Raw genomic sequence first — 19,949 nt, forward strand, 5'->3', positions numbered from 1 at the left:
GGCGCTTCGCACTCGCGTGTCACTTCAAGAAGGTGAGGCCGGGCTGCTGCGCGAGCAACTGCGGGCGGCTGAAAAGCGCCTCAAAGAGACAGAGGCATTACTCCAGACAAAAGAAAGCGAGGCCGTGGCGTTGTCCGATCGGGCGGTGGACTTGCGCGCCCAACTGGCAACGAAGCAAGCTGAGCTGCTCAAGCTTTCTGACTGGAGCAGCGCCATCGAACGCGCACCGCTGCGTTATTCGATACGCAAGCAGCTGTATCGGTTATCGCGCTGGGTCTACGCTTGGCTGCCACTCGACGCACAGCGGAAAAGCAAACTGGCGCGCCGACTTCGAAGCTGGTTGAAGCGCCGCAAGGCAACACCAGGCGAATCTGCAGCGCCAGCAAGTTTCATCCCATTGCAACACCTGCCACCGCCCGTAAACCTTGAAATACCGTCTTGCCCCGGGCAGCCCATGATCCTGATGTTCGGCGTGATTGACTGGCACTTCCGCATCCAGCGCCCACAGAACCTGGCCAAAGAGTTGGCCCGGGCAGGACAAACGACATTCTATATCTCGAACAACTTTATCGACGATGAGGCCTCCGGCTTCGAAGTAGAACCCTTGGAAGGCTCCAATCGGCTGTTCCAGATCCGTTTCAAGGTGCTCGGCGCACCGGTCATTTATCACGCACCGCCGTCAGCCGCGGCGATCCACCAGTTATGCCAAGGTATGGCCATGCTCCTGCAATGGGCGAACGTCGGTGCCGTGGATTGCATTGTCCAGCACGCCTACTGGTTCCCGCTGGCAAGGCGCATCCCCAACGCCACGCTGGTCTATGACTGCATGGATCACCATGAAGGCTTCGGCAACGTTGCCCAGGAATTGCTCGACCTTGAAATCGCTCTGATGCGCAGGGCGGATCTGCTGGTGGCGACATCCAACTGGATCGAACAACACGGCAAGCGGGAAAACCGCAACGTAGAGGTGATTCGCAACGCCTGCGAGTTCAGCTTTTTCAGCCAACGCCCCGATAAGGTCTACCATGACCCCGCCAACAGAAAAATCATCGGTTACTACGGCGTCATTGCCGAATGGTTCGATCTGGATTTGGTCAAGCAAGTCGCCCAATCCTCCCCACAGCACCTGATACTGTTGATCGGCAGCGATACTGTCCAGGCAAAAAAACACTTCAAGGGCTGCCCGAATGTGATCCTGGAGGGCGAGGTCCCGTATGCTTGCCTGCCTTATTATCTCTATGCCATGGACGTTTGCCTGCTTCCGTTCAAGGTCATGCCGTTGACCCTCGCCACCAATCCGGTCAAGGTCTATGAATACCTGAGCGCGGGAAAACCGGTGGTGTCGGTGAAACTGCCGGAGTTGAGCCAGTTCGGCAAACTGGTCTGGACGGTTGAAGAGCCGACTGAGTTCATCTCGACCATAGCCGATGTCCTGGACGCAGTGCCAGAACCCGGCTCCACGCTGGAGGCGCGTCAATCGTTTGCCCGGGGCCAGACCTGGCAGCATCGGGCCGCCAGCTTGCGCGAGGCCATCGCGACCTTGCCCCTACCTAAAGTCAGTGTCGTGGTGTTGACCTATAACAACCTCGAACTGACCAAGGCCTGCCTCGACAGCCTCTTGACCCAGGGTCAATACCCGAACCTTGAAATCATCGTCGTCGATAACCACTCCAGCGACCAAACCCCAGCCTACCTCACCGCCTGGGCCGACGGACATCCAGACCGGATCGTCATCCTCAACCCGGACAACAAAGGATTCGCCGCCGGCAACAACCTGGGCCTCGCGGCAGCCAGCGGCGACTATCTGGTTGTCCTGAACAACGACACGGTCGTCACCGCCGGCTGGATCAAAGGCTTGATCCGTCATCTGCAGGACAACAAGGAAATCGGCATCATCGGCCCGATCACCAATAACATCGGCAATGAGGCCAAAGTCAGCACCCGCTATGACCGCATAGAAGACATGCCCGCCGAAGCCGCGCAACTGACCCGCGCTCGCATGGGTGAGTGGTTCGAAATCAACACCCTGGCCTTTTTCTGCGTGATGTTCCCACGCTCGACCTACGAGCAAGTCGGTGGTCTGTGCGAAGAATATGGCCTGGGGCTTTTCGAGGATGACGATTACTGCCGTCGCGTGCAGCGTCGTGGCATGCGCGCTGCCTGCGCCGAAGACGTCTTCGTTCATCACCACCTGTCGGCCTCGTTCAACACTTTGGGTGCCGAAAAAAAACAGGCACTTTTCGAAAAGAACCGGGCGATCTACGAGAGCAAGTGGGGGGCCTGGGTCCCGCACACGTACCGAGACATATAAGCCCCTTTTGCATGGCACTGAGGTGCTGAACAGCCGAGACGATATTTTGCCCAGATACAACCTGAAATACGCAGTGGTGTTGTTGGTTTTACTGGCGAGTGCGGTGGTCGGCGTGTACGGTTTTTCGACGCTTGAGCTAGCGTCCATGAACAGCGGCACCCGGACGATTCTGCTGTCAGTGGCAGGCCTGGCCGCCCTCACCATCTTCACTGGCAAGCCACCGATCATTCTTTGCCTGGGTTTACTGACGTGCCTGTCCATTGCCTGCGCGCAGACTTGGCCGGTAATTGTCGTCGCAGTCTTCGGGCTGTCTGCCACCGTGCTCGGCAGGTGGATGCTCAGGCAGAAAGCCTCGACCGATTGGAGCGTTCACCTGCTGATGGGAGCGGGTACGTTCGGTACGCTGATAGGCCTGGCGGCCTACTTTCCGATCAACTACCCCTGGCTGTATGGCGCGCTGCTGTTGTTGCCGCTTGTATTGGGCCACAGACACGTCACGTCGATAGGTCGTGAACTGCTGCGGCAAATCCAGGCCACCCGCTCAGCGCAAACACCCCTCCAGACGGGGCTCGACGTACTGATCTGCAGCTTCGCCTGCCTCTACGTGTTGGTCGCCTTCATGCCGGAGGTCGGCCATGACGCATTGGCCATGCACCTCTTCGTCCCGTCCCACCTGGCCCAACGGCACCAATGGAAGTTCGATGCAAATACCTATGTGTGGGCGGTCATGCCCATGCTGGCCGACTGGATATACAGCATTGTCTATATGCTGGCTGGTGAAACCGCATCGCGCCTGAGCAACAGCGCATTCACCTTGCTGCTGGCATGGCAAATCCGCAACATGACCCTCTGGGCCGGCGGCTCTGCCACAAGCGCCCGCTGGGCAAGCCTGATCTTTCTGTCGACGCCCCTCGCCTTCGCTGAAAACAGCAGCCTCCACATAGAGTCGGCGTGGACCGCCTTCATGATGGCCGCGACGCTTGCGATCCTGAAAGTCTCAAGCTTCACGCCTGATCCCAGGGAGCGCCTGTCACAATTGCTCCTGGCCGCTCTCCTGCTGGGCTTCGCCATGGCGACCAAGGCCGTGACCCTGAGCGTCCTGCCGATCCTGCTGGTGGTCCTCTTGCTGCACTACAAAGCCTGGGCTATCCAAGGGATCATCAAGACGCTCCTGCTGGGCAGTGTCGGCCTGGTATTGGCAGGGGCTACCCCTTACGTCTCTGCCGGGTACTTGACCGGCAACCCCGTGTTCCCGTTTTTCAATGCCATTTTCCATTCGCCGCTCTGGCCGAACATCAACTTCGAACCGCCGGCCGCTTTCGGTACCGGGGTGACCTGGGACACCCTCTATCGAATGGTCTTCAATTCGCCTCAGTTCATCGAGGGGCGAGTTGGCGCGGCAGGCTTTCAATGGCTGTTGCTGCCCACGGCCGCCGCCGCCGTGCTGTTGAGCGGCAACAGAAAAGCCTTGTGCATCCTCCTGGTCGGCGCCGGCGCGTTGTTCATGACGTACCACTCAACGGCCTATCTGCGTTATGTGTTCCCCTCCTTCGCGCTCTTCTCTGTGATCCTCGCCCTGCCCTTTTCCGACGCCAGGATTTTCCCGCGCAGCCTCGCCATCGTGGCCGGTGCCTTGTTGATCCTGACCAACACCCGCTTCATCCAGGCCGCTACTTACTATGGCGAAATCAAACCCTCTGCACTGTTGAGCAAGGCCGGTCGGGATGCCTATCTATTGGAACGGCTGCCTATCCGAAACATGGTCGACACCGTCAACGCTTTGAACACCGGGCATCAGCCCGTGGCGGTCTTTGCGTCACCCTTGATGGCGGGTTTGCATGGCGATGCCCTTTACGCGTCGTGGTACAACCTGAAGTGGAAAAGCGAATTCGACGCGGCGGCCTCGCCATCAGAACTTGCCCAACGCTTGCGCCAGCGCCAGGTGAACTGGCTGGTGATCGACCTCAAGTCCCTTCCCCAGGCGAAACTGGACCTGCTGCTCAACGTGTCCACGTCGTATGCCAGACTGGGTGACCTGGACCTGCGCAAACTCAACGACACCCACTACGAACACCTGCTCGACCCAGAGCTGTCCAGCCTCGAGGGCTGGAGCCTGACTTCGCCCTCGACCTATGACCCGTCGCGCAAGATCCTGACCGTCAATGTCAAGACACCAGCGACACAGCGTGTCGAAGTGACGCCAGGGCTGACGTACGTCAACAGCGTGTCCGCACGCTGCGCAACGACAACCACGGTCGGAAGAATCCAGGCCAATTGGCTGGACGAGCAAGGCAATTTCATCACCACCAGCATCGAGACGTTTGACTGCACCACGCAATGGCAGACCCATGAAATGAACGTCATAGCCCCTGCGAATGCCACGTCCGTGATCATTTTTGCGTCCGGTCATACGGACACTCCCCTGGAGTTCAAGTCACTTTCATTCAGGCAATAGTTGGCGATATCGATGAACTCAAAAACAGCGCTTTTCACGGACGAGCAACGAGTCGCCGTCGTCATCCCCAGCTATCGGGTCACCGCTCATATAGTGGGTGTCATAGAGGCCATCGGACCGGAGGTGTGGCGCATCTACGTCATCGATGATGCCTGCCCGGACGGCTCAGGCGAGCATGTCCTGGCCTCCTGTAGCGACCCCCGGGTCAAGGTGCTGCCTCATGACGTCAACAAAGGTGTCGGCGGCGCGGTCATGACTGGCTATCGGGCAGCCCTCGCCGAGGGTGCGAGCATCATCGTCAAAGTCGATGGAGACGGCCAGATGGACCCAACCCTGATCCCGCTGTTCATCGAGCCGATCCTGGCGGGGGAAGCCGATTACACCAAGGGCAATCGGTTTTTCGATCTGGAGGAAGTCCAATCGATGCCGCGAATTCGCCTGTTCGGCAACGCCGTGTTGTCGCTGATGGCCAAACTGTCGACGGGTTACTGGGATCTGTTCGATCCCACCAACGGCTACACCGCGATTCACCGCGACGTCGCCAGGCTATTACCTCTGGACAAGGTCAGCCAACGCTACTTTTTCGAGACCGACATTCTGTTTCGCCTGAATACCGTGCGCGCCGTCGTGGTTGATGTTCCGATGGAAGCCCGGTACGGCGACGAAGTCAGTCACCTCAATATCTCGAAAATCGTGGGTGAGTTCCTCTTCAAACACCTGCGCAATTTCACCAAGCGCGTGCTCTACAACTATTATCTGCGCGACATGTCCCTGGCTTCGATCGAACTGCCGATCGGGATTCTCATGTTCTTGTTCGGCATCCTCTTCGGCAGTTATCACTGGTTTGAATCGGCGCAAAACGGCATCGCGACACCAGCCGGAACCGTGATGCTCAGCGCACTGCCCATGCTCATGGGGTTGCAGCTGATCATGGCGTTCCTCGGTTATGACATCGCCTCCGTACCCAGTAGGCCACGGCAATCCAGGCGTGGTAAAGCAAGGTCATTGCAGGAAGAAAACTCATTAAAGCGCTGAGAGATTTTTTATCGGACCCCTCGCTCAAGACTTTGGATGTCGATGGCACTGAACGCCTCGAACTTCATGGCAAAGTGCTTGAACGCAAGCGAATGCTTCAGGAAGTATTCGTCGAGTTCCACTACGCGTTTCATCGCCTGGCAGACCGCTACTTCAAGGTCGAGGGTCTTGAGGTGGAGTTGGGGGCGGGCATCGCGCCCATGCGTAATTCGTACCCTGAAGTATTGGCTACGGACATTGTCGCTACCGAGAAACTGGACATGGCACTCAATGCCGAGGCAATGAGCCTGGATGATCACTCGGTCAGGGCCTTTTATGGCCAGAACTGTTTTCACCACTTCCCTCATCCCGATCGGTTCTTCACAGAGCTGGAAAGAACACTCAAGACCGGCGGCGGTGCCATTTTGATCGAACCCTTCCACGGCCCCTTTGCCGCTTTTCTCTATAAGCGTCTGTTCAAGTCCGAAGGCTTCGACATGCACTTCCCATCCTGGGAAACACCATCGACCGGCCCTATGAACGGCGCCAACCAGGCCCTCAGCTACATCGTCTTCGTTCGCGACAGGCAGACGTTCGAGCGCAAGCACCCAGGCTTGGAAATCGTCCACCAGGAAATCTGCGGCAATTATCTGCGCTACCTGATTTCCGGCGGCTTGAACTTTCGCCAGTTGTTGCCTGATGTGCTGATTCCTGTGCTCAAGGTCGTTGAAAAGCTGCTGTATCCGTTGAGAAAGGTATTGGCACTGCATCACATCGTGGTCATCCGGAGGAAGTCTTGACCTTTATCAGGTACGGCGCCATCCAGCTCATGGCTTATGCGTTGGACATGGGTACCTTTGTGCTATTGATGACGCTATTCCAGGATCACCCCGTACTGGCCAATATTGCCGGCAAAGGCGTCGCTGGTGTGTTCGCGTTCTTTTTGCATCGGCACTTCACATTCCAGTCGAGTCACCGCAGCAGCAAGGCTCAAGCGGTGCGCTACTTCTCGTTGCTTGCCATCAATATTCCGCTCGCTTCGGCGCTATTGAGCGCGGGACTGTATTTCGTCAATAGCCCTGCCCCGGTGAAATTTGTCTCCGATGTGGCCTGCGTGGTGCTGACTTACTGGATCAGCAAGCTGTTCGTGTTTCGATCCGATACGCGCCCGCCTGCTCCCGCTGACCGTACCGAAGGCGCATGACGATGACGCTACTGATTACCGGCGCGACAGGTTACATCGGACAACGCTTGTCAGCCCTCGCGACGGCAAGCGGACACGAGGTCATTTGCGCCACGCGCCAACCGTGTCCCGCCCCCTATGCCTGGCTTCCTTATGACCTGCGAGGCCCAGCCCCCGAGTGCCCGACCGGCACGCAGGCACTGATCCATTTGGCCGCCGACACATCGACAGGTGTTCACACCGGCGCAGACGACGAAGTAAAGGCGGCCCAGGCATTGATCCGTTGCGCCCAACAAGGCTCGGCCAGGTTTATCTTCGTCTCCAGCCAGACTGCCGACGCCACGGCCTCTAGCGCTTATGGCCGGACAAAATGGCGTATCGAGCAAGAGGTACTGGCCGCCGGCGGGATCGTGGTCCGTCCCGGCCAAGTGTATGGCGGCCCCGAACGCGGGCTCTTTGGTTTGCTAACAGGGCTGGTTCGCCGAAGCCCGTTTATTCCGATCATCATGCCAGCGCCTTGCGTGCAACCCATTCATGTCGACGATCTCGCGGCCTCGATCTTAGCCATCGTCGAGCGGGACGACATTCACGCCGAGATCCTCAATCTGGGCGCCGTGCAGCCGATTGCCTTTGGTCGCTTCCTGAAGTCGATTGCGGTACACCGGGTTCGTGCCACTCGCCTGCCAATCCCTCTGCCGGTGGCATTGCTTAGGCTATTGCGCCTGTCACTCGGACAATCCTTGAGCTCCAAACTGGGCCTGGAACGGTTTTTTTCCCTCATCCACCTACCGCCCATGGACAGCGCGCGTTCCCTGCAAAAACTCGGTATCCAGTTGCGTCCCCTTGCCCACGGCATGCATCGCTCCGGCCATGGGCAACGTCGAGGACTTCTTCAAGAAGCCGCGATCCTCTTGAACTACCTGCTCAAACGCCCGCCGCAAAGAAGCCTGGTCAGGCGCTACGCCCGGGCATTGGAGCGGGCGGATAAAAACCGCCCCATCATCCATTCCCGCGTGATGATGCGCTGGCCGATCCTCCTGACACTCCTGGACAATCCCGGTGTCCTGCACCAGCCCGAGGGCCGGGAACTGTCCTGGCGCCTTCAAGTTGCACTCGGTATCGCCGAAGCCAGTCCCCAGGGCGCGCAGGTGTTTCTCGCAGCCCAACGACCGTGCAGCCTTTTCGCCACGCTGATTGCACTGGGACTCACCTCGGTCAAGGCGCTGATGTGGCAGATAGCGGCTCTGTTAGGCCGCCCCTTTACCCGTCAGCTGTTGCTTGGAAGTGAAGCCCACCGTGAAGCCTGAATTCGATGTGATCATTGTCGGCAGTGGCCCGGCCGGCACTTCGGCGGCCTATCCGCTGGTCAAGGCGGGCCTGAAAGTCCTCATGGTCGATGCCCAGGCCGATGCAGGCTCGGCGACGCCGCCGACGCGTCCATTTCTCAGCGCCAGGGCAAACGACGAGCATCAGTGGAAATGGATGATCGGCGAAAACTTCCATGCCTTGAACCAACTGGACGCGGTATCGCCCAAGCTGAAAACGCCGACCCATGCCCATGTCTTCGAGGGGTTCAGCGCCCGCAATCGCATCGAGACCGACAACTTTGTCGGCATAGGCTCTCTGGCAACCGGTGGCCTCTCCAATGCCTGGGGTTGCGGCGTGGCGACGCTCGGCGCCAGCGACTTTACCGGGCTGCCTGTCGATTATCCCGAGATGCTGGCGTCCTACGAAACGGTCGCTCGCCGGATCGGTATCAGTGGCCGGATCGATGACGACCTCTCAAGCTACTTCGGCCTCGATGAGTGGTCGCAACCGCCCCTGCCACTGGACACACTGCATCAACGCCTGCTCGATCAGTATACCCAGCGCCACCCGAGCTTTCCCGAACCAGGGTTTCGCCTTGGCCGCTCCAGGGTGGCTGTCCTGAGCCAGCCCCTGGACGAGCGCAAGGCCTGCGACCTGTCTGGAAACTGCTTGTGGGGCTGTCAGAACCAGGCGCTGTATAGCGCGTCGCAAGAGCTGCAAAAACTCAAGCAATACCCTGGGTTCCAGCACGTCCAGGACTTTTTGGTGGAAGATCTGCAGCAACAGGACGGTGCCTGGGCGGTCACCGATCAGCGCTCCGCCCGCCGCTTCTGTGCCACGCGCCTGCTGCTGGCAGCGGGCACCCTGGCCTCGACCAGGCTCGCCCTCAAGGGCCTGAACCATTGCGCCCCAGTACCGCTGCTGTCATCGCCGACGGCAGCCTTCCTGTTATGGCTGCCGAGAATGCTCGGGACCCCAAGGGCGCCGACATTTGGCCTGGGCCAGCTATCGTTCGCCCTGGCGCTGACGTCCAACGCAACGGCTTTCGGTTCGACGTTCAGCACCACAGGCTTGCCGATGGCCGAGTTTGTCAGCCGGGTCCCCATGAGCAAACGCTACAGCATCGAACTGCTGAAAAACCTGCTCAGCGCTTGCCTCGTGGGAAATATCTTCCTTCCCGGCCACCTGTCCAACAACACGGCGGTCTTGCGTCCCGACGGATCGTTGAGCATCAACGGCCACGTGCATCCCGAGCTCCCCGGACTCATGAAGACCGCCGAGATAAAGCTGCGTCGAATCTACTGGAGAATGGGCGCGCTGTTGATGCCCACGAGTTTCACCATCGGCAGACCGGGGGCGGATATCCATTATGCGGCCACCCTGCCCATGCACTCGACGCCCAGGATCGGGCAGACCGACCGCCTTGGCGAAGTCGCAGGCCTTTGCGGTGTGCATATTGTCGACGGTGCCTGTCTGCCCAGCCTTACCGAGAAATCCCACACGCTGACCATCATGGCCAACGCGGACCGGATAGCACGTTCACTCGTCACAATGATAGGAAATCACAAGGCATGACCCGCAAGGTACTCTGCATCGTCGGTACGCGTCCGGAGGCCATCAAGATGGCGCCCGTGATCAAGGCGCTCCAGGCCGAAAAACATATCGTTTGCCGGGTGCTCGCCACCGCCCAGCACCGAGGCCTGCTGGACCAGGTGCTTGAAGGTTTCGCAATCACCGCTGACCTGGACCTGGATATCATGCGCCCCAACCAGTCATTGACGGCACTGACCTCACGCCTGCTGCTTGAACTCGACGGCGTACTGCAAGCCGAGAGACCGGATGTCGTACTGGCTCAAGGCGACACGACCACGGCCATGAGTGCTGCACTGGCGTGTTTCTACCTACGGATTCCCTTTGGCCATGTCGAAGCGGGCCTGCGTACCGGAGACCTCTACAATCCATTCCCCGAAGAAGCCAACCGGGTGATCGTCAGCAAGCTGACTCGCTGGCATTTCGCACCCACCCAGCACGCGGTGGATAACCTGCTGCGCGAGGGTGTCGCCGCCACCGATATCACCCTGACTGGCAATACCGTGATCGATGCCTTGCTGATGACTGCCGCACAAGACTCAGCCCTGGCCATCCAACTGGACGCCAACAAGCGCCTGGTGCTGGTGACCTCCCATCGTCGGGAAAACTTCGGCGAACCCTTCCAGAATATCTGCCATGCACTCAAGCGCCTGGCCGAACGAAACCCGGACATCCAGATACTTTACCCCGTACACCCCAATCCGAACGTCAAGGATGTCGCGCATCAATTGCTCGGCCAGACCCCGAACATCATCCTCTGCGCGCCACTGGATTACGCTCCGTTTATCGCGGCAATGAAGCGCTCGTACCTGATCATCAGCGACTCCGGGGGCGTGCAGGAAGAAGCCCCGGCCCTGGGCAAACCCGTGCTGGTTCTGCGCGAGGAAACCGAACGCCCGGAGGCGGTCCACCTCGGCGTGGTCAAGCTGGTCGGCGCCAACCGGGACGCCATCGTCGAACGGGCACAGCGTCTGCTCGATGACCCGCAGGCTTATCAGGGCATGGCACGTGGGATTTCCCCCTACGGCGACGGCAAGGCCGCAGCGCGCATCGTCGACGTTTTACGGCAGTATTTCCAGCCATGAGAATGATCTACCTGTCCCCCATGCCATGGGCCAGCTTCAGCCAGCGCCCCCATCACTTCGTCAACTGGTATCACAACCAGACGGGGGCGCCGGTACTCTGGATCGATCCGTACCCTACGCGCCTACCCACGCTGAACGATTTCAGGCGCAAGCCGCCTGTTGCCGACCAGCAAAACGCCACCGTTCCCCCTTGGTTGCAGGTCTGCAAACCTCAGAGCTTACCCATCGAGCCCATTCCAGGCTCGGCAATGCTCCTCAAGCGACTGTGGCGCAACCTGTTCAAACAGGCTGCGGCATTTTCCGCCGGCAGCCCGTGCATGATGTGTGTCGGCAAGCCTTCCGAACTGGCCTTGCAGCTGCTGGCGCTGATCCCGCAAAGCCATGCCGTCTACGATGCGATGGATGATTTCCCGGCCTTTTATCAGGGCCTGTCCCGCAGGTCCATGGAGCGTCGCCAGGCGCAGCTCATTCGACGGGTATCCAAAGTACTGGCGTCCTCCACCCCCCTTTGCGACAGACTCCTGGGCATGACCGACCAAGTAGAACTGGCCCTCAATGCCTGCGACATGCACGAACTGGCGCCAGTCGAAAACCTGGACCTGGGTGCCAAGCAACGGGTACTCGGCTACGTCGGCACGCTGGGACGTTGGTTCGATTGGGACCTGGTCATCGCGCTGGCGCACGCTAATCCTGGAAACCGGATCCGCCTGATCGGCCCCCTCTTCACACCGCCGCCTTGCGCACTGCCTGCCAACATCGAGTTGCTCCCCGAGTGTCCCCACGCTAAGGCAATTGAGGCCATGGCAACGTTTTCCGTGGGTTTGATCCCGTTCAAGCTCAACCGCCTGACCGCCTCGGTGGACCCGATCAAGTATTACGAGTACCGCGCCCTCGGCCTGCCCGTCATCTCCACCCGCTTCGGTGAAATGGCCTTGCGCGACCGGGAACCGGGCGTCTGGATCGTGGATGAAGGCACCGATCTGCGTAAAACCACCGTTGAAGCGCTCGCCAGTCAAAGTGATTGTTCGACAGTTCATCAATTTCGTGAGGCACACCTTTGGACGCAGCGTTTTTCTGCGATAAATCTCAAAAATGGCAAATAACGGCCGATACCCAGGATAAGCCCCCGCGACTGGGACGCTGGACAGAACGGTAGGTCAGTCATGACAGAGATTTATTTGCTGATTGCACACGGCACGGATCAGGGCGAAGCGTACGTCCTGGGTTGGTTCGATGACAGGGCCAAAGCCAGGGAAGTGGCCGAGCAGAAAGAATGGGAGGCTTACCGCGCAAGCCTGAAGGCAGAGCATCCATGGTCAACCCACAAACCCTTGGCGCCGGACCAGACGGACTATCGGCGCTACTGGATCAAGACCATCTCAAAATTCGAGCATGTGCCAGTGCCAAGGTCCTTTGCGGTTCATTGATCACCACGAATGAATATTCAACGAAACGAGCGTTATCGGTAGCGGTCTAGACGATTAAGCCCATCCGATGAGAGCGTTCTTATGTTGAAATTCCTTGGCGGCACCGTAGGTATCATTTTCCTGATTGGCCTGATCGTGGTGATCGCGCTGTTCAAGTTCATTTTCTAAGCGCGGCAGCGGCGGCCATTGGCTTGGCTCTGTAGGCGCTGGCGAAGCCTGCGATCTTTTGATCTTTCGCTTGGGATTCAAAAGATCGCAACCTCGTTGCACTCGTTAGCTCCTACACGGCTGCCACAGGCTCAGTGGGGGCTTGGCTATGTAAATTCGCGGACCTCATCCTTACCCTTCTTTGGCTCGGAAGGACTCAAAGTAGTCGCCATTCACTGGAACAGCGGGAGCTGACTCCGCCCCAGCCAATACCAGGCTACGCAGGTGCTGCCGATTCTGATCGTTGCGAATCAGTTCCCGTGCATATTCACTACGGGTACTGTAATAAAGAATTTGAGAGCGTCTGGCAGGGTGATGCTCAGGGTAGTCACCACCATCAGACGTTCAGGTCGCAATGACATGACAGACTTAGACACGGCTATTGCTGACTGGGAGCCGCTGCAGCTTGAATGGCATCTAGGTTTCGCGTTCATGGACGGTGTGCTGCTGGGCGATGGGCAAGTGCCTGATGTGTACATCATGCTCAACCCCGAAGGCGCACGACCTGACGCGTTAGCTCAATGTGCCAGCGCTGGGCACTATCCGCCCTCGCCTTTGCTGGCCGGTCAGCCGACTTGGCGGCATCGACGCAACCCTTGGGTCTTGCGCGATGCTCTGCGCGATTACTACCTGCTTCCAGCCTACCGGGAGCGCCATGGCTACCACGCGCTTCAGGCCCTGCCGTTTCGGTTCGACAAAGGCCTGGAAAGCCTCGGCTACCAGTACTGGCGTGACGAAACCGGCGCCTATTGGTTCGGCGAATACGCGATCACTGAAATCCCGCAGGCACGCCCCGGCAGCCTGGCCCTGCTGGTATCGTCGTCTGCCTCTTTGACCGCAGCTTCTGCCCTGTTCAGCGATGGTGTGAATATCTTCCTGCATGGGCAATTTATCGCCAACGCCACGGAGCGGGTACGTTATTGCAATCACCCTTCCTATCGAGTGATCGACAATCAGGTCTACAAGGGCTTCAACCCCCTGCACCAGAAGGACGGCACGCCGCTGCCAATCGCCAACCCGGACGACTTCCAGATGCTCGCGCGTCGCTGGGGAACCGATGGGCAGTCAATCATCGTGCAAGCGCAGCAAGGCTCAAGCATTTCATATGAGTACTTCTACCGCATCGACAATGCCGACCTGGCAACCTTCACCGTGCTTAACGAACGCTACGCCAAAGACCGACAACGCGCCTATTACCTGACCGGCAAGAGCATTCGCTACGTTGGCGATTTCCACCTGCTCAAGTGCTGGCAACCAGTGTTCGATGAGTGCGGCCGTGTGGTCAGCGCCAGCGAGCGCGAGGATGACTATTTTGCCGTGGACGAAACGTTCGTCTATGCCGCCGGGACCCGTTTGCGTGATGCCCATGGCCCGAGCTTTCGCCACTTGGGATTCGATTACTACCGCGATCATCAGCACGTCTACAGGCGCCAGAAACGCCTTGATGTCGACGTTGAGAGCTTCGTGGTGACCCAGCTCTATCGCAATGACCAGGATTACTCGCCTGTACTGGCAGGCGACAAGAATGGCCCGCTGGGCTCTGGCGGCGTCATCGATGCGGCCATGCAACTGCAATGGGCACCCTACTTCGAGGCGCATCCACAGCTGAAGGACTATTGGTGGCACCGTCTGCAAGCCCTGCCTGAAGCATCGCAACACCACACCGAAACGCAGCCCTTACGGGCCATCGGCCTCGGTTTCGAGCTGGGCCGCCAAGTGTATTTCCATGGTCGCGTGATCAACGGGCTGGACGCGGCGAGTTTCAAATTGCTCGACACTCACCTGTGCGGCGACGCCCAGGGCTTGTATCTGATTCCGTTTCATAACGCCGAAACTGAAGTACCCGAACGGTTCTCCCAGGAGCCCGCCGAGCATTTCCGCTCACTGGGTGCGCCCTACCTGACTGACGGTAAGACCGTGTTCTGTCACCGGATCTTCTATCATCCCCCCGAACCGATTCGTAAGGCGCAAGCGGCCACGTTCGAGTCCTGCGGGCATGGCTGGGCCAAGGATCGGGACACGGTGTATTACTACGGTGAGGCGAAAAGACATCTACACCCCTCCAATACCCGCATGCTCGGTACGTATGCTGTCAGCCCGACCCTGATCCTCTCGGAAGGCAAGCCGCTGGATGTGCAGTTCGATCCCGACGAGGTTCGCGTGCCGCACCCCGATTTCCTGCAGCTGGGCACGCGTAAGTTGTTCTGTCACCGACGCCCGTTGAGCGCCAAGCGGATCGACCTGGCCACCTTCGAATTTCTGACTGAGCGCTATGCCCGTGACCAGCATCGAATCTACCAGTACGACGGTTATGCGACCCTGACCGAAGTTGACGAAGCGCAGTATCGGGAATCGCTCAGTCATCGCTGATAATCATCTCCCGGTGCCCCGCGCTGATACCGAGCCTCTGCGCCAGCGGCCAAGGCAAACGATTCTAAAGAATTCCCAAGGGGTAACTGATGATCACGCGATTCTCATCGTAATCCAGGCTGTTGAATCCACGGCGTACACTTGAGTTACGCCAACGCAAGGCCAAATTTTTCAGCCGACCGCTCTGGATCACATACCCAAGCTCACTCTCCCGCACCCACTCCGACCCATTTTCGACGCGTTGCAACCTCACATCGTCGCCGTGAACATAACGGGTCATGAGCGACAATCCCGGTACGCCATAACCGGCAAAATCCAGGTCGTAGCGCAGTTGCCAGGATCGCTCTCCAGGGTTATCGAAGGCATGGTTGAACGTATTGTTCGCCAGGTAGATACCTCCAGTCCCGGAGACTCTCATCCAGCCAGTCTCACCGCTGACCTGTTGCCAACCAAGACTGAACGTGTGCTGATCAATGCCCAGGCCAACCATCAATGACGCCGTGCGATTATCCAAACGACCAGCTTTGGCGGCACCGTCGTGCTTACCCCAGAAATACCCCAGGTTAGTATTCAATGCGACGCTCGAGGATAACGACCAGCGCTGGTTCAGACCGACATAGTGCTGCTGGTAGATATCCTTCAACTGCCCACTCCATAGACGAAATGTGGTGTTTTTAGATGCTGAACGGTAGTCGGCCCCCAAATAGTTGAACGCGTCGCTATGAGCACTACCGAAAGCCAGATCCTCCATGGATGAATCGTTACGCAGGCTGGTTTTATTGAATTGCCCGGCGAAAAGTGTCCAGTACTTCACATCCTGCGAAGACAACTGCGTCCCTTCGAACGTTTGTGGCAATGCGCGAAAATCGTCGGCGGTGATAATTGGCAGATTGGGCATCCATTCGCCTACCTTCAATTCAGTGGCGGAAATTTTCGCTTTAAGGGCGACGCCAAGTCGGCCAAAGCTGCCCGCCGGCTCCCCATCACCATCCTTAGGCAACAACAACGCACCATAACGTCCCGCCCCACCGTCCAGCTTGACGGCATACTTGCCCAATACGTCGGCACCCACACCCACGGTACCCGAGGTAAAGCCGGATCGAAGATCGAAAATAAAACTCTGTGTCCACTCCCGTGCCTGGCCCTGTACGGCATCAGGCGCAGTGAAATGACGTTCGAAGAAGAAATTTCTGAGGGTTAGCGTTGCCTTGCTGTCATCAACCAAACCTTGGGCGAACACCCGAGGCGACAGCAATCCGACGCACAATAAAGTGCCAGCGAGACGCAGGGTTATTGTTTTCACGACCATGATTCCCCTGTTGTTGTTATTGAAGGGCACACGCGGTCTGCTCTCCCCCAGGAAACGACTTATCGAATCGCGCAAGGGATGGAGCTGATCGATGGTTGGATCGGATATTTCAGTAGGTGCTAATCGAGCAAAAGGGTCCCGAGATCACGGAACCCTGTTCGGCCAGGCACAACAGGAGGGGCGCATTGTCAGCGCCCCTCCTCGGGTCAGATCAGCCCAGCGGAACGCAAGGCGTCGGCGATCTCGCGATCAGCACCTTCCGCCAGTGGCAGCAACGGCGAACGCACCGTGGCGTGGTCCAGAATGCCCCGCGCCACCAGGCCATGCTTGAGCGCCACCGTGCCTTCCATGTGAGAGCCACGGTGGTAGACGTTGCGCGTAACCGGCAGCAATTTGTCATGGATGGCGCGAGCGGTCGGATAATCCCTGCGCTTGCCGGCGGCGATCAACTCGATCAACGGCTCAGGCGTCAGACTGCCGTAGCCCACCAACGCCCCGTCCACATCGAACATGGTGTGCAACAGGTACTCATCATGGCAGGTGAGGATCTGCAGGTCCGGAACCTCACGACGTACCACTGGGATCTCAGTGTCCCAACGGCGCATGTTACGCACGCCGTTCTTCATGGCGAAAACCCCTGGCTGCCTGGCGATTTCCAATTGAGTTTCCAGGTCATAGGTGGCCTTGGTCACATCTGGGTACTGGAACAGAATCAGTGGCAGACCGCTGTGCTCATAAATCGCCCGATAACGATCCTGTGCGGCTCCCTTCTGGTAGCCAAAACGCAGCCAGCCATGAGAGGGATAAACCAAGCCCGCGCTGGCACCAGCGTCAACGGCACGCTGGGCTTCTTCAGCTGCCACTTGGGTGCCTTCCCCTGTGATGCCGGCAATGATCGGGATCCGCCCGCCAACCGACTCCTTGAAGCTCTGAATCACCGCGGCTTGCTCGGCTTGGGTGAGGAACGTGCCCTCGCCTGCGTGCCCCAGCACCACCAAGCCCTTGACGCCATCGAAGCTACCCAACCAGGAACCCAACTTCTGGATCGCGTCATGGTCGACCTTGCCGTCACGGGTAAACGGAGTGACTGGAGCTGGTACCAGGCCTTTTAGATCAATCGTGTTCTTAGTACTCATTTTATTTCCTCTGGTTTACTAAGTGTCCGCAACTGACGCGTGCAGGAACGCAAGCAATACAATCAAATATCACTTGAGGTTTATTGGAAAATTAAGTGTGCAGCTAATTAATCAATGATCCGGCGCAACATTTATTAAGGGGAAAGTTCTTCCAGTATTCGCCCCTTGGTTTCAACAGCAAATAATGCAGTGACACAACCGGTGATGATTAATATCACTGCGAATATTCCAAACACATAATGCGCACCGACATTGGATACTGTCAGCCCCACCACCAACGGCCCAGTGGCGGACCCCAAGCGCAACCAGGCACTGCCCAGTCCGGTACCCAATGCACGCAGGCGCGTGGGATATAGCTCTGCCGAGTAAAGATAAAGTGAGAACGTAACGGTTTGCACCAGTGCGTACCCAAGGCCGGCCAAGAGCAGGATCTGCAAGGGTGACGTCGCACCAGTCAGCGCCAGGACCGACAAGGGAATTGCAGCGAGAAACAGCGCTCCCATATACCAGCGGCGACGACCGACCTTGTCGATTAACAAGGCACAGATAACAGCTGCAACCACGCCAGCACCCGAAGTGATGAAACCATAGGCCAAACTGGTGTCCAGAGGCAGATTGAAATGCTGGCGATAAAGCGTTGGCAACCAAGTGATCAAACCATTGGCAACCATGTAGGCACCAAACCACATTGCCCAGATGACCATGGATCGTTTGAAATACATGCCATGGAACAGTTCACGCCAACCTTGGGCACCTTTGGTTTTTTCTATCTGTGGCACTTCTACAGCGGGCGCAAGTTGCTTGCCTGCTTTCAACACGCTGTTTTCCAGGCGCGTCACAATGCGATCGGCCTCCTGCAGTCGGCCTTTGGAGGCCAACCAACGTGGCGACTCGAAGAGAAAAAAACGCAGGGGGATCAAAATCATGGCAGGGACAAGGCCCACCGCGAACATGGCCTTCCAGCCGTAGATCGGTACCAGCAGGTAACCAATGATTCCCGCACCTACCAAGCCGAGGAGGAACATGACTTCATAGAGTAGAAAAAACTTGCCGCGCTTTTTCGAGCCGATCAGTTCATTGACATAAGCGCTGGCGACCGGCACCTCGCCTCCCGTGCCGATGCCTTGCAGGAAGCGGAATAGGATCATGGAGCCGGCGCTCCAGGCGAACAGGCAGGCCACGTCCATGGCAACGAATAGAAGAATGGTGAACGTCAGTACTTTCATCCGACCAATACGTTCCGCCAACCAGCCGAAAAACACGGCTCCGAATAACTGGCCGAGGTAACCGAACGAAAGAATCATGCCGATCTGGGTCGCGCTCAGATTCCACTCTTTGGCCAGCACGGGCATTGCATAGGCAATCGCGATGACCGTATAGCCGTCAAAGAACGTGGCGGCACCAATAATATTCCTGGCCCAGAAGACTTGCCGGGTAATAGGCAAGCGCTCAAGTCTCGCACTTATATTCGCTTGGCTTTTAAGCCCATCAATCCCGGGCTCTGTTTCTAGGTTCTGCATCAACATGGCACTTCCTTTCTTATTTTCAATATTGTCGGGGCGTGCAGGTGCTAGCGTTGTGATATTCACAATGCTTGAAACTCATTGAGGCAATAGACGGGCTTTAACTTGAACCCGCGCGTGAACGACTAATGTTTAGAAGTTCGAACCGATACTTCCATTGGCCTCCAATGCCTTGCCGATGTCCTTGGCGGCTTCCAGGGTAGAACTCAGGGCACGGCTTTTAAGCTCCTGCGCAGTACACCGGACCGAAGGAGCGGCAATACTGATCGCCCCCACCGGGTATCCGTCGATATCCAGCACGGGGACCGCGAGAATTCTCAATCCATCGGTGAACAGCGATTCGGTCAAGACGAAGCCATCGTCGCGAATTTGCCCGAGCAGTTCGGCCAGCGGACGCTCCAGGGCATGTGGCTTCATAATAAATGGCGTCGTCGGCGTGAGTTCCTGGACTTTCTGCACCTGTTGCTCCGGCAGGAAGGCAAGGATCGACTGGCCGATAGCTGTCTGGGTTGCAGGCACCGTGGTGCCGATACGGATATCCACACCCAACCGGGTGATACCCGCCCGCACCCGCTCCAGATAGAGCACATCGGCGCCCTGCAGGACGGCAAAGCTGGCAGCTTCACTGGTTTCACTGACCAGGCCTCGAAGGATAGGCCGCACGATGCTGCGCAAGTCTGTCCGAGCAATGGCATGAAAGCCCAGATCCAGCACCTTGAGCGTCAATGCAAAACGGCGGCTTTCTGGAATTCTTGAGACATACCCCAAATCGACCAAGGTATTGAGCATGCGGAAGGTGGTACCGGGATCGAGATCAGCGGTTACGGCGATCTGACTCAAGGTCAATTCATCGTTTTCGGCAGTAAACGACTCCAGTACGCGAAAACCCTTGGCTAAGGATTGAACGGTACTTCGGGCCTTCTTTTCATCCCAGCCCTGGATCGAATCGGCGCTGCGTTCTGAATGTTTTGGAGTCTTGATCATTTTTTTCGCTCTTTTTGATTTTTTCGGATTGCGAAATTATTTTCTTT

At 57.9% G+C, this 19,949-nt stretch carries 15 protein-coding genes and 1 pseudogene; 11 read left to right on the plus strand and 5 right to left on the minus strand.

The window, feature by feature from the left end:
• The first annotated feature begins 16 nt into the window (after nt 1-16).
• The 10 genes from J9870_RS19025 (at nt 17) to J9870_RS19070 (ending at nt 12,373) form a co-directional block, all read left to right on the plus strand.
• Nucleotides 17-2,311: a glycosyltransferase gene (locus tag J9870_RS19025; RefSeq protein ID WP_246883028.1), complete on the plus strand. Its 2,295-nt coding sequence runs from the start codon at nt 17-19 to the stop codon at nt 2,309-2,311.
• Nucleotides 2,312-2,357: 46 nt separating this feature from the next.
• A complete protein-coding gene (locus J9870_RS19030) occupies nt 2,358-4,766 on the plus strand; it encodes a phospholipid carrier-dependent glycosyltransferase (protein ID WP_246883029.1) in 2,409 nt (802 codons plus the stop codon).
• Between the two features lie 12 nt (nt 4,767-4,778).
• Nucleotides 4,779-5,801 carry a glycosyltransferase family 2 protein gene (locus tag J9870_RS19035; RefSeq protein WP_210645335.1) on the plus strand — a complete coding sequence of 341 codons (1,023 nt, stop codon included), beginning with the start codon at nt 4,779-4,781 and terminating at the stop codon, nt 5,799-5,801.
• Nucleotides 5,802-5,893: 92 nt separating this feature from the next.
• The gene (locus J9870_RS19040; protein WP_246883030.1) at nt 5,894-6,580 is read left to right on the plus strand and encodes a methyltransferase domain-containing protein; all 687 of its coding nucleotides are present in this window, start codon (nt 5,894-5,896) and stop codon (nt 6,578-6,580) included.
• 29 nt (nt 6,581-6,609) lie between these two features.
• Nucleotides 6,610-6,984: a GtrA family protein gene (locus J9870_RS19045; RefSeq protein ID WP_246883031.1), complete on the plus strand. Its 375-nt coding sequence runs from the start codon at nt 6,610-6,612 to the stop codon at nt 6,982-6,984.
• A gap of 2 nt (nt 6,985-6,986) precedes the next feature.
• Nucleotides 6,987-8,270, plus strand: a complete 1,284-nt coding sequence (locus tag J9870_RS19050) for an NAD-dependent epimerase/dehydratase family protein (RefSeq protein WP_210639508.1) — start codon at nt 6,987-6,989, stop codon at nt 8,268-8,270.
• On the plus strand, nt 8,260-9,846 hold the full coding sequence (locus J9870_RS19055) for an FAD-dependent oxidoreductase (protein WP_210639509.1): 1,587 nt from the start codon (nt 8,260-8,262) through the stop codon (nt 9,844-9,846). Before J9870_RS19050 ends, J9870_RS19055 begins: the two co-directional genes overlap by 11 nt.
• Nucleotides 9,843-10,946 (plus strand): UDP-N-acetylglucosamine 2-epimerase (non-hydrolyzing), encoded by a 1,104-nt coding sequence (gene wecB / locus J9870_RS19060; protein WP_210639510.1) that lies wholly within the window; start codon nt 9,843-9,845, stop codon nt 10,944-10,946. Before J9870_RS19055 ends, wecB begins: the two co-directional genes overlap by 4 nt.
• Complete coding sequence (locus tag J9870_RS19065) at nt 10,943-12,049, plus strand: glycosyl transferase (protein WP_210639511.1); 1,107 nt, start codon at nt 10,943-10,945, stop codon at nt 12,047-12,049. The genes wecB and J9870_RS19065 overlap by 4 nt, the downstream gene beginning before the upstream one ends.
• A gap of 60 nt (nt 12,050-12,109) precedes the next feature.
• Complete coding sequence (locus J9870_RS19070) at nt 12,110-12,373, plus strand: hypothetical protein (protein ID WP_210639512.1); 264 nt, start codon at nt 12,110-12,112, stop codon at nt 12,371-12,373.
• Between the two features lie 339 nt (nt 12,374-12,712).
• Here J9870_RS19070 and J9870_RS29575 read toward each other — a convergent pair.
• Nucleotides 12,713-12,912 (minus strand): annotated as a pseudogene (locus J9870_RS29575) (type II toxin-antitoxin system ParD family antitoxin).
• Between the two features lie 28 nt (nt 12,913-12,940).
• Between J9870_RS29575 and J9870_RS19075 the strand changes: the two are divergent.
• Nucleotides 12,941-14,950 (plus strand): DKNYY domain-containing protein, encoded by a 2,010-nt coding sequence (locus tag J9870_RS19075; RefSeq protein WP_210639513.1) that lies wholly within the window; start codon nt 12,941-12,943, stop codon nt 14,948-14,950.
• A 64-nt stretch (nt 14,951-15,014) separates the two neighbouring features.
• On the opposite strand, the gene J9870_RS19080 is transcribed toward J9870_RS19075, so the two are convergent.
• The 4 genes from J9870_RS19080 to J9870_RS19095 form a co-directional block, all read right to left on the minus strand.
• Entirely contained in the window at nt 15,015-16,259 is a 1,245-nt protein-coding gene (locus J9870_RS19080; protein WP_210645338.1) for an OprD family porin, read from the minus strand.
• A gap of 206 nt (nt 16,260-16,465) precedes the next feature.
• On the minus strand, nt 16,466-17,395 hold the full coding sequence (locus J9870_RS19085; protein WP_210639514.1) for a dihydrodipicolinate synthase family protein: 930 nt from the start codon (nt 17,393-17,395) through the stop codon (nt 16,466-16,468).
• A gap of 134 nt (nt 17,396-17,529) precedes the next feature.
• Nucleotides 17,530-18,921 (minus strand): MFS transporter, encoded by a 1,392-nt coding sequence (locus J9870_RS19090; RefSeq protein ID WP_210639515.1) that lies wholly within the window; start codon nt 18,919-18,921, stop codon nt 17,530-17,532.
• A 129-nt stretch (nt 18,922-19,050) separates the two neighbouring features.
• Entirely contained in the window at nt 19,051-19,902 is an 852-nt protein-coding gene (locus J9870_RS19095; protein ID WP_210639516.1) for an IclR family transcriptional regulator, read from the minus strand.
• Nucleotides 19,903-19,949 lie beyond the last annotated feature (47 nt).

The organism is Pseudomonas sp. Tri1 (genome assembly GCF_017968885.1).
Classification (GTDB): Bacteria; Pseudomonadota; Gammaproteobacteria; order Pseudomonadales; family Pseudomonadaceae; genus Aquipseudomonas.

Coding starts and splice junctions, on each gene's coding strand:
- J9870_RS19045 (WP_246883031.1), top strand. CDS start 6,610: ATGGCTTATGCGTTGGACATGGGTACCTTTGTGCTATTGATGACGCTA.
- wecB (WP_210639510.1), top strand. CDS start 9,843: ATGACCCGCAAGGTACTCTGCATCGTCGGTACGCGTCCGGAGGCCATC.
- J9870_RS19065 (WP_210639511.1), top strand. CDS start 10,943: ATGAGAATGATCTACCTGTCCCCCATGCCATGGGCCAGCTTCAGCCAG.
- J9870_RS19075 (WP_210639513.1), top strand. CDS start 12,941: ATGACAGACTTAGACACGGCTATTGCTGACTGGGAGCCGCTGCAGCTT.
- J9870_RS19080 (WP_210645338.1), bottom strand. CDS start 16,259: ATGGTCGTGAAAACAATAACCCTGCGTCTCGCTGGCACTTTATTGTGC.
- J9870_RS19035 (WP_210645335.1), top strand. CDS start 4,779: ATGAACTCAAAAACAGCGCTTTTCACGGACGAGCAACGAGTCGCCGTC.
- J9870_RS19090 (WP_210639515.1), bottom strand. CDS start 18,921: ATGTTGATGCAGAACCTAGAAACAGAGCCCGGGATTGATGGGCTTAAA.
- J9870_RS19050 (WP_210639508.1), top strand. CDS start 6,987: ATGACGCTACTGATTACCGGCGCGACAGGTTACATCGGACAACGCTTG.
- J9870_RS19070 (WP_210639512.1), top strand. CDS start 12,110: ATGACAGAGATTTATTTGCTGATTGCACACGGCACGGATCAGGGCGAA.
- J9870_RS19095 (WP_210639516.1), bottom strand. CDS start 19,902: ATGATCAAGACTCCAAAACATTCAGAACGCAGCGCCGATTCGATCCAG.
- J9870_RS19085 (WP_210639514.1), bottom strand. CDS start 17,395: ATGAGTACTAAGAACACGATTGATCTAAAAGGCCTGGTACCAGCTCCA.
- J9870_RS19040 (WP_246883030.1), top strand. CDS start 5,894: ATGCTTCAGGAAGTATTCGTCGAGTTCCACTACGCGTTTCATCGCCTG.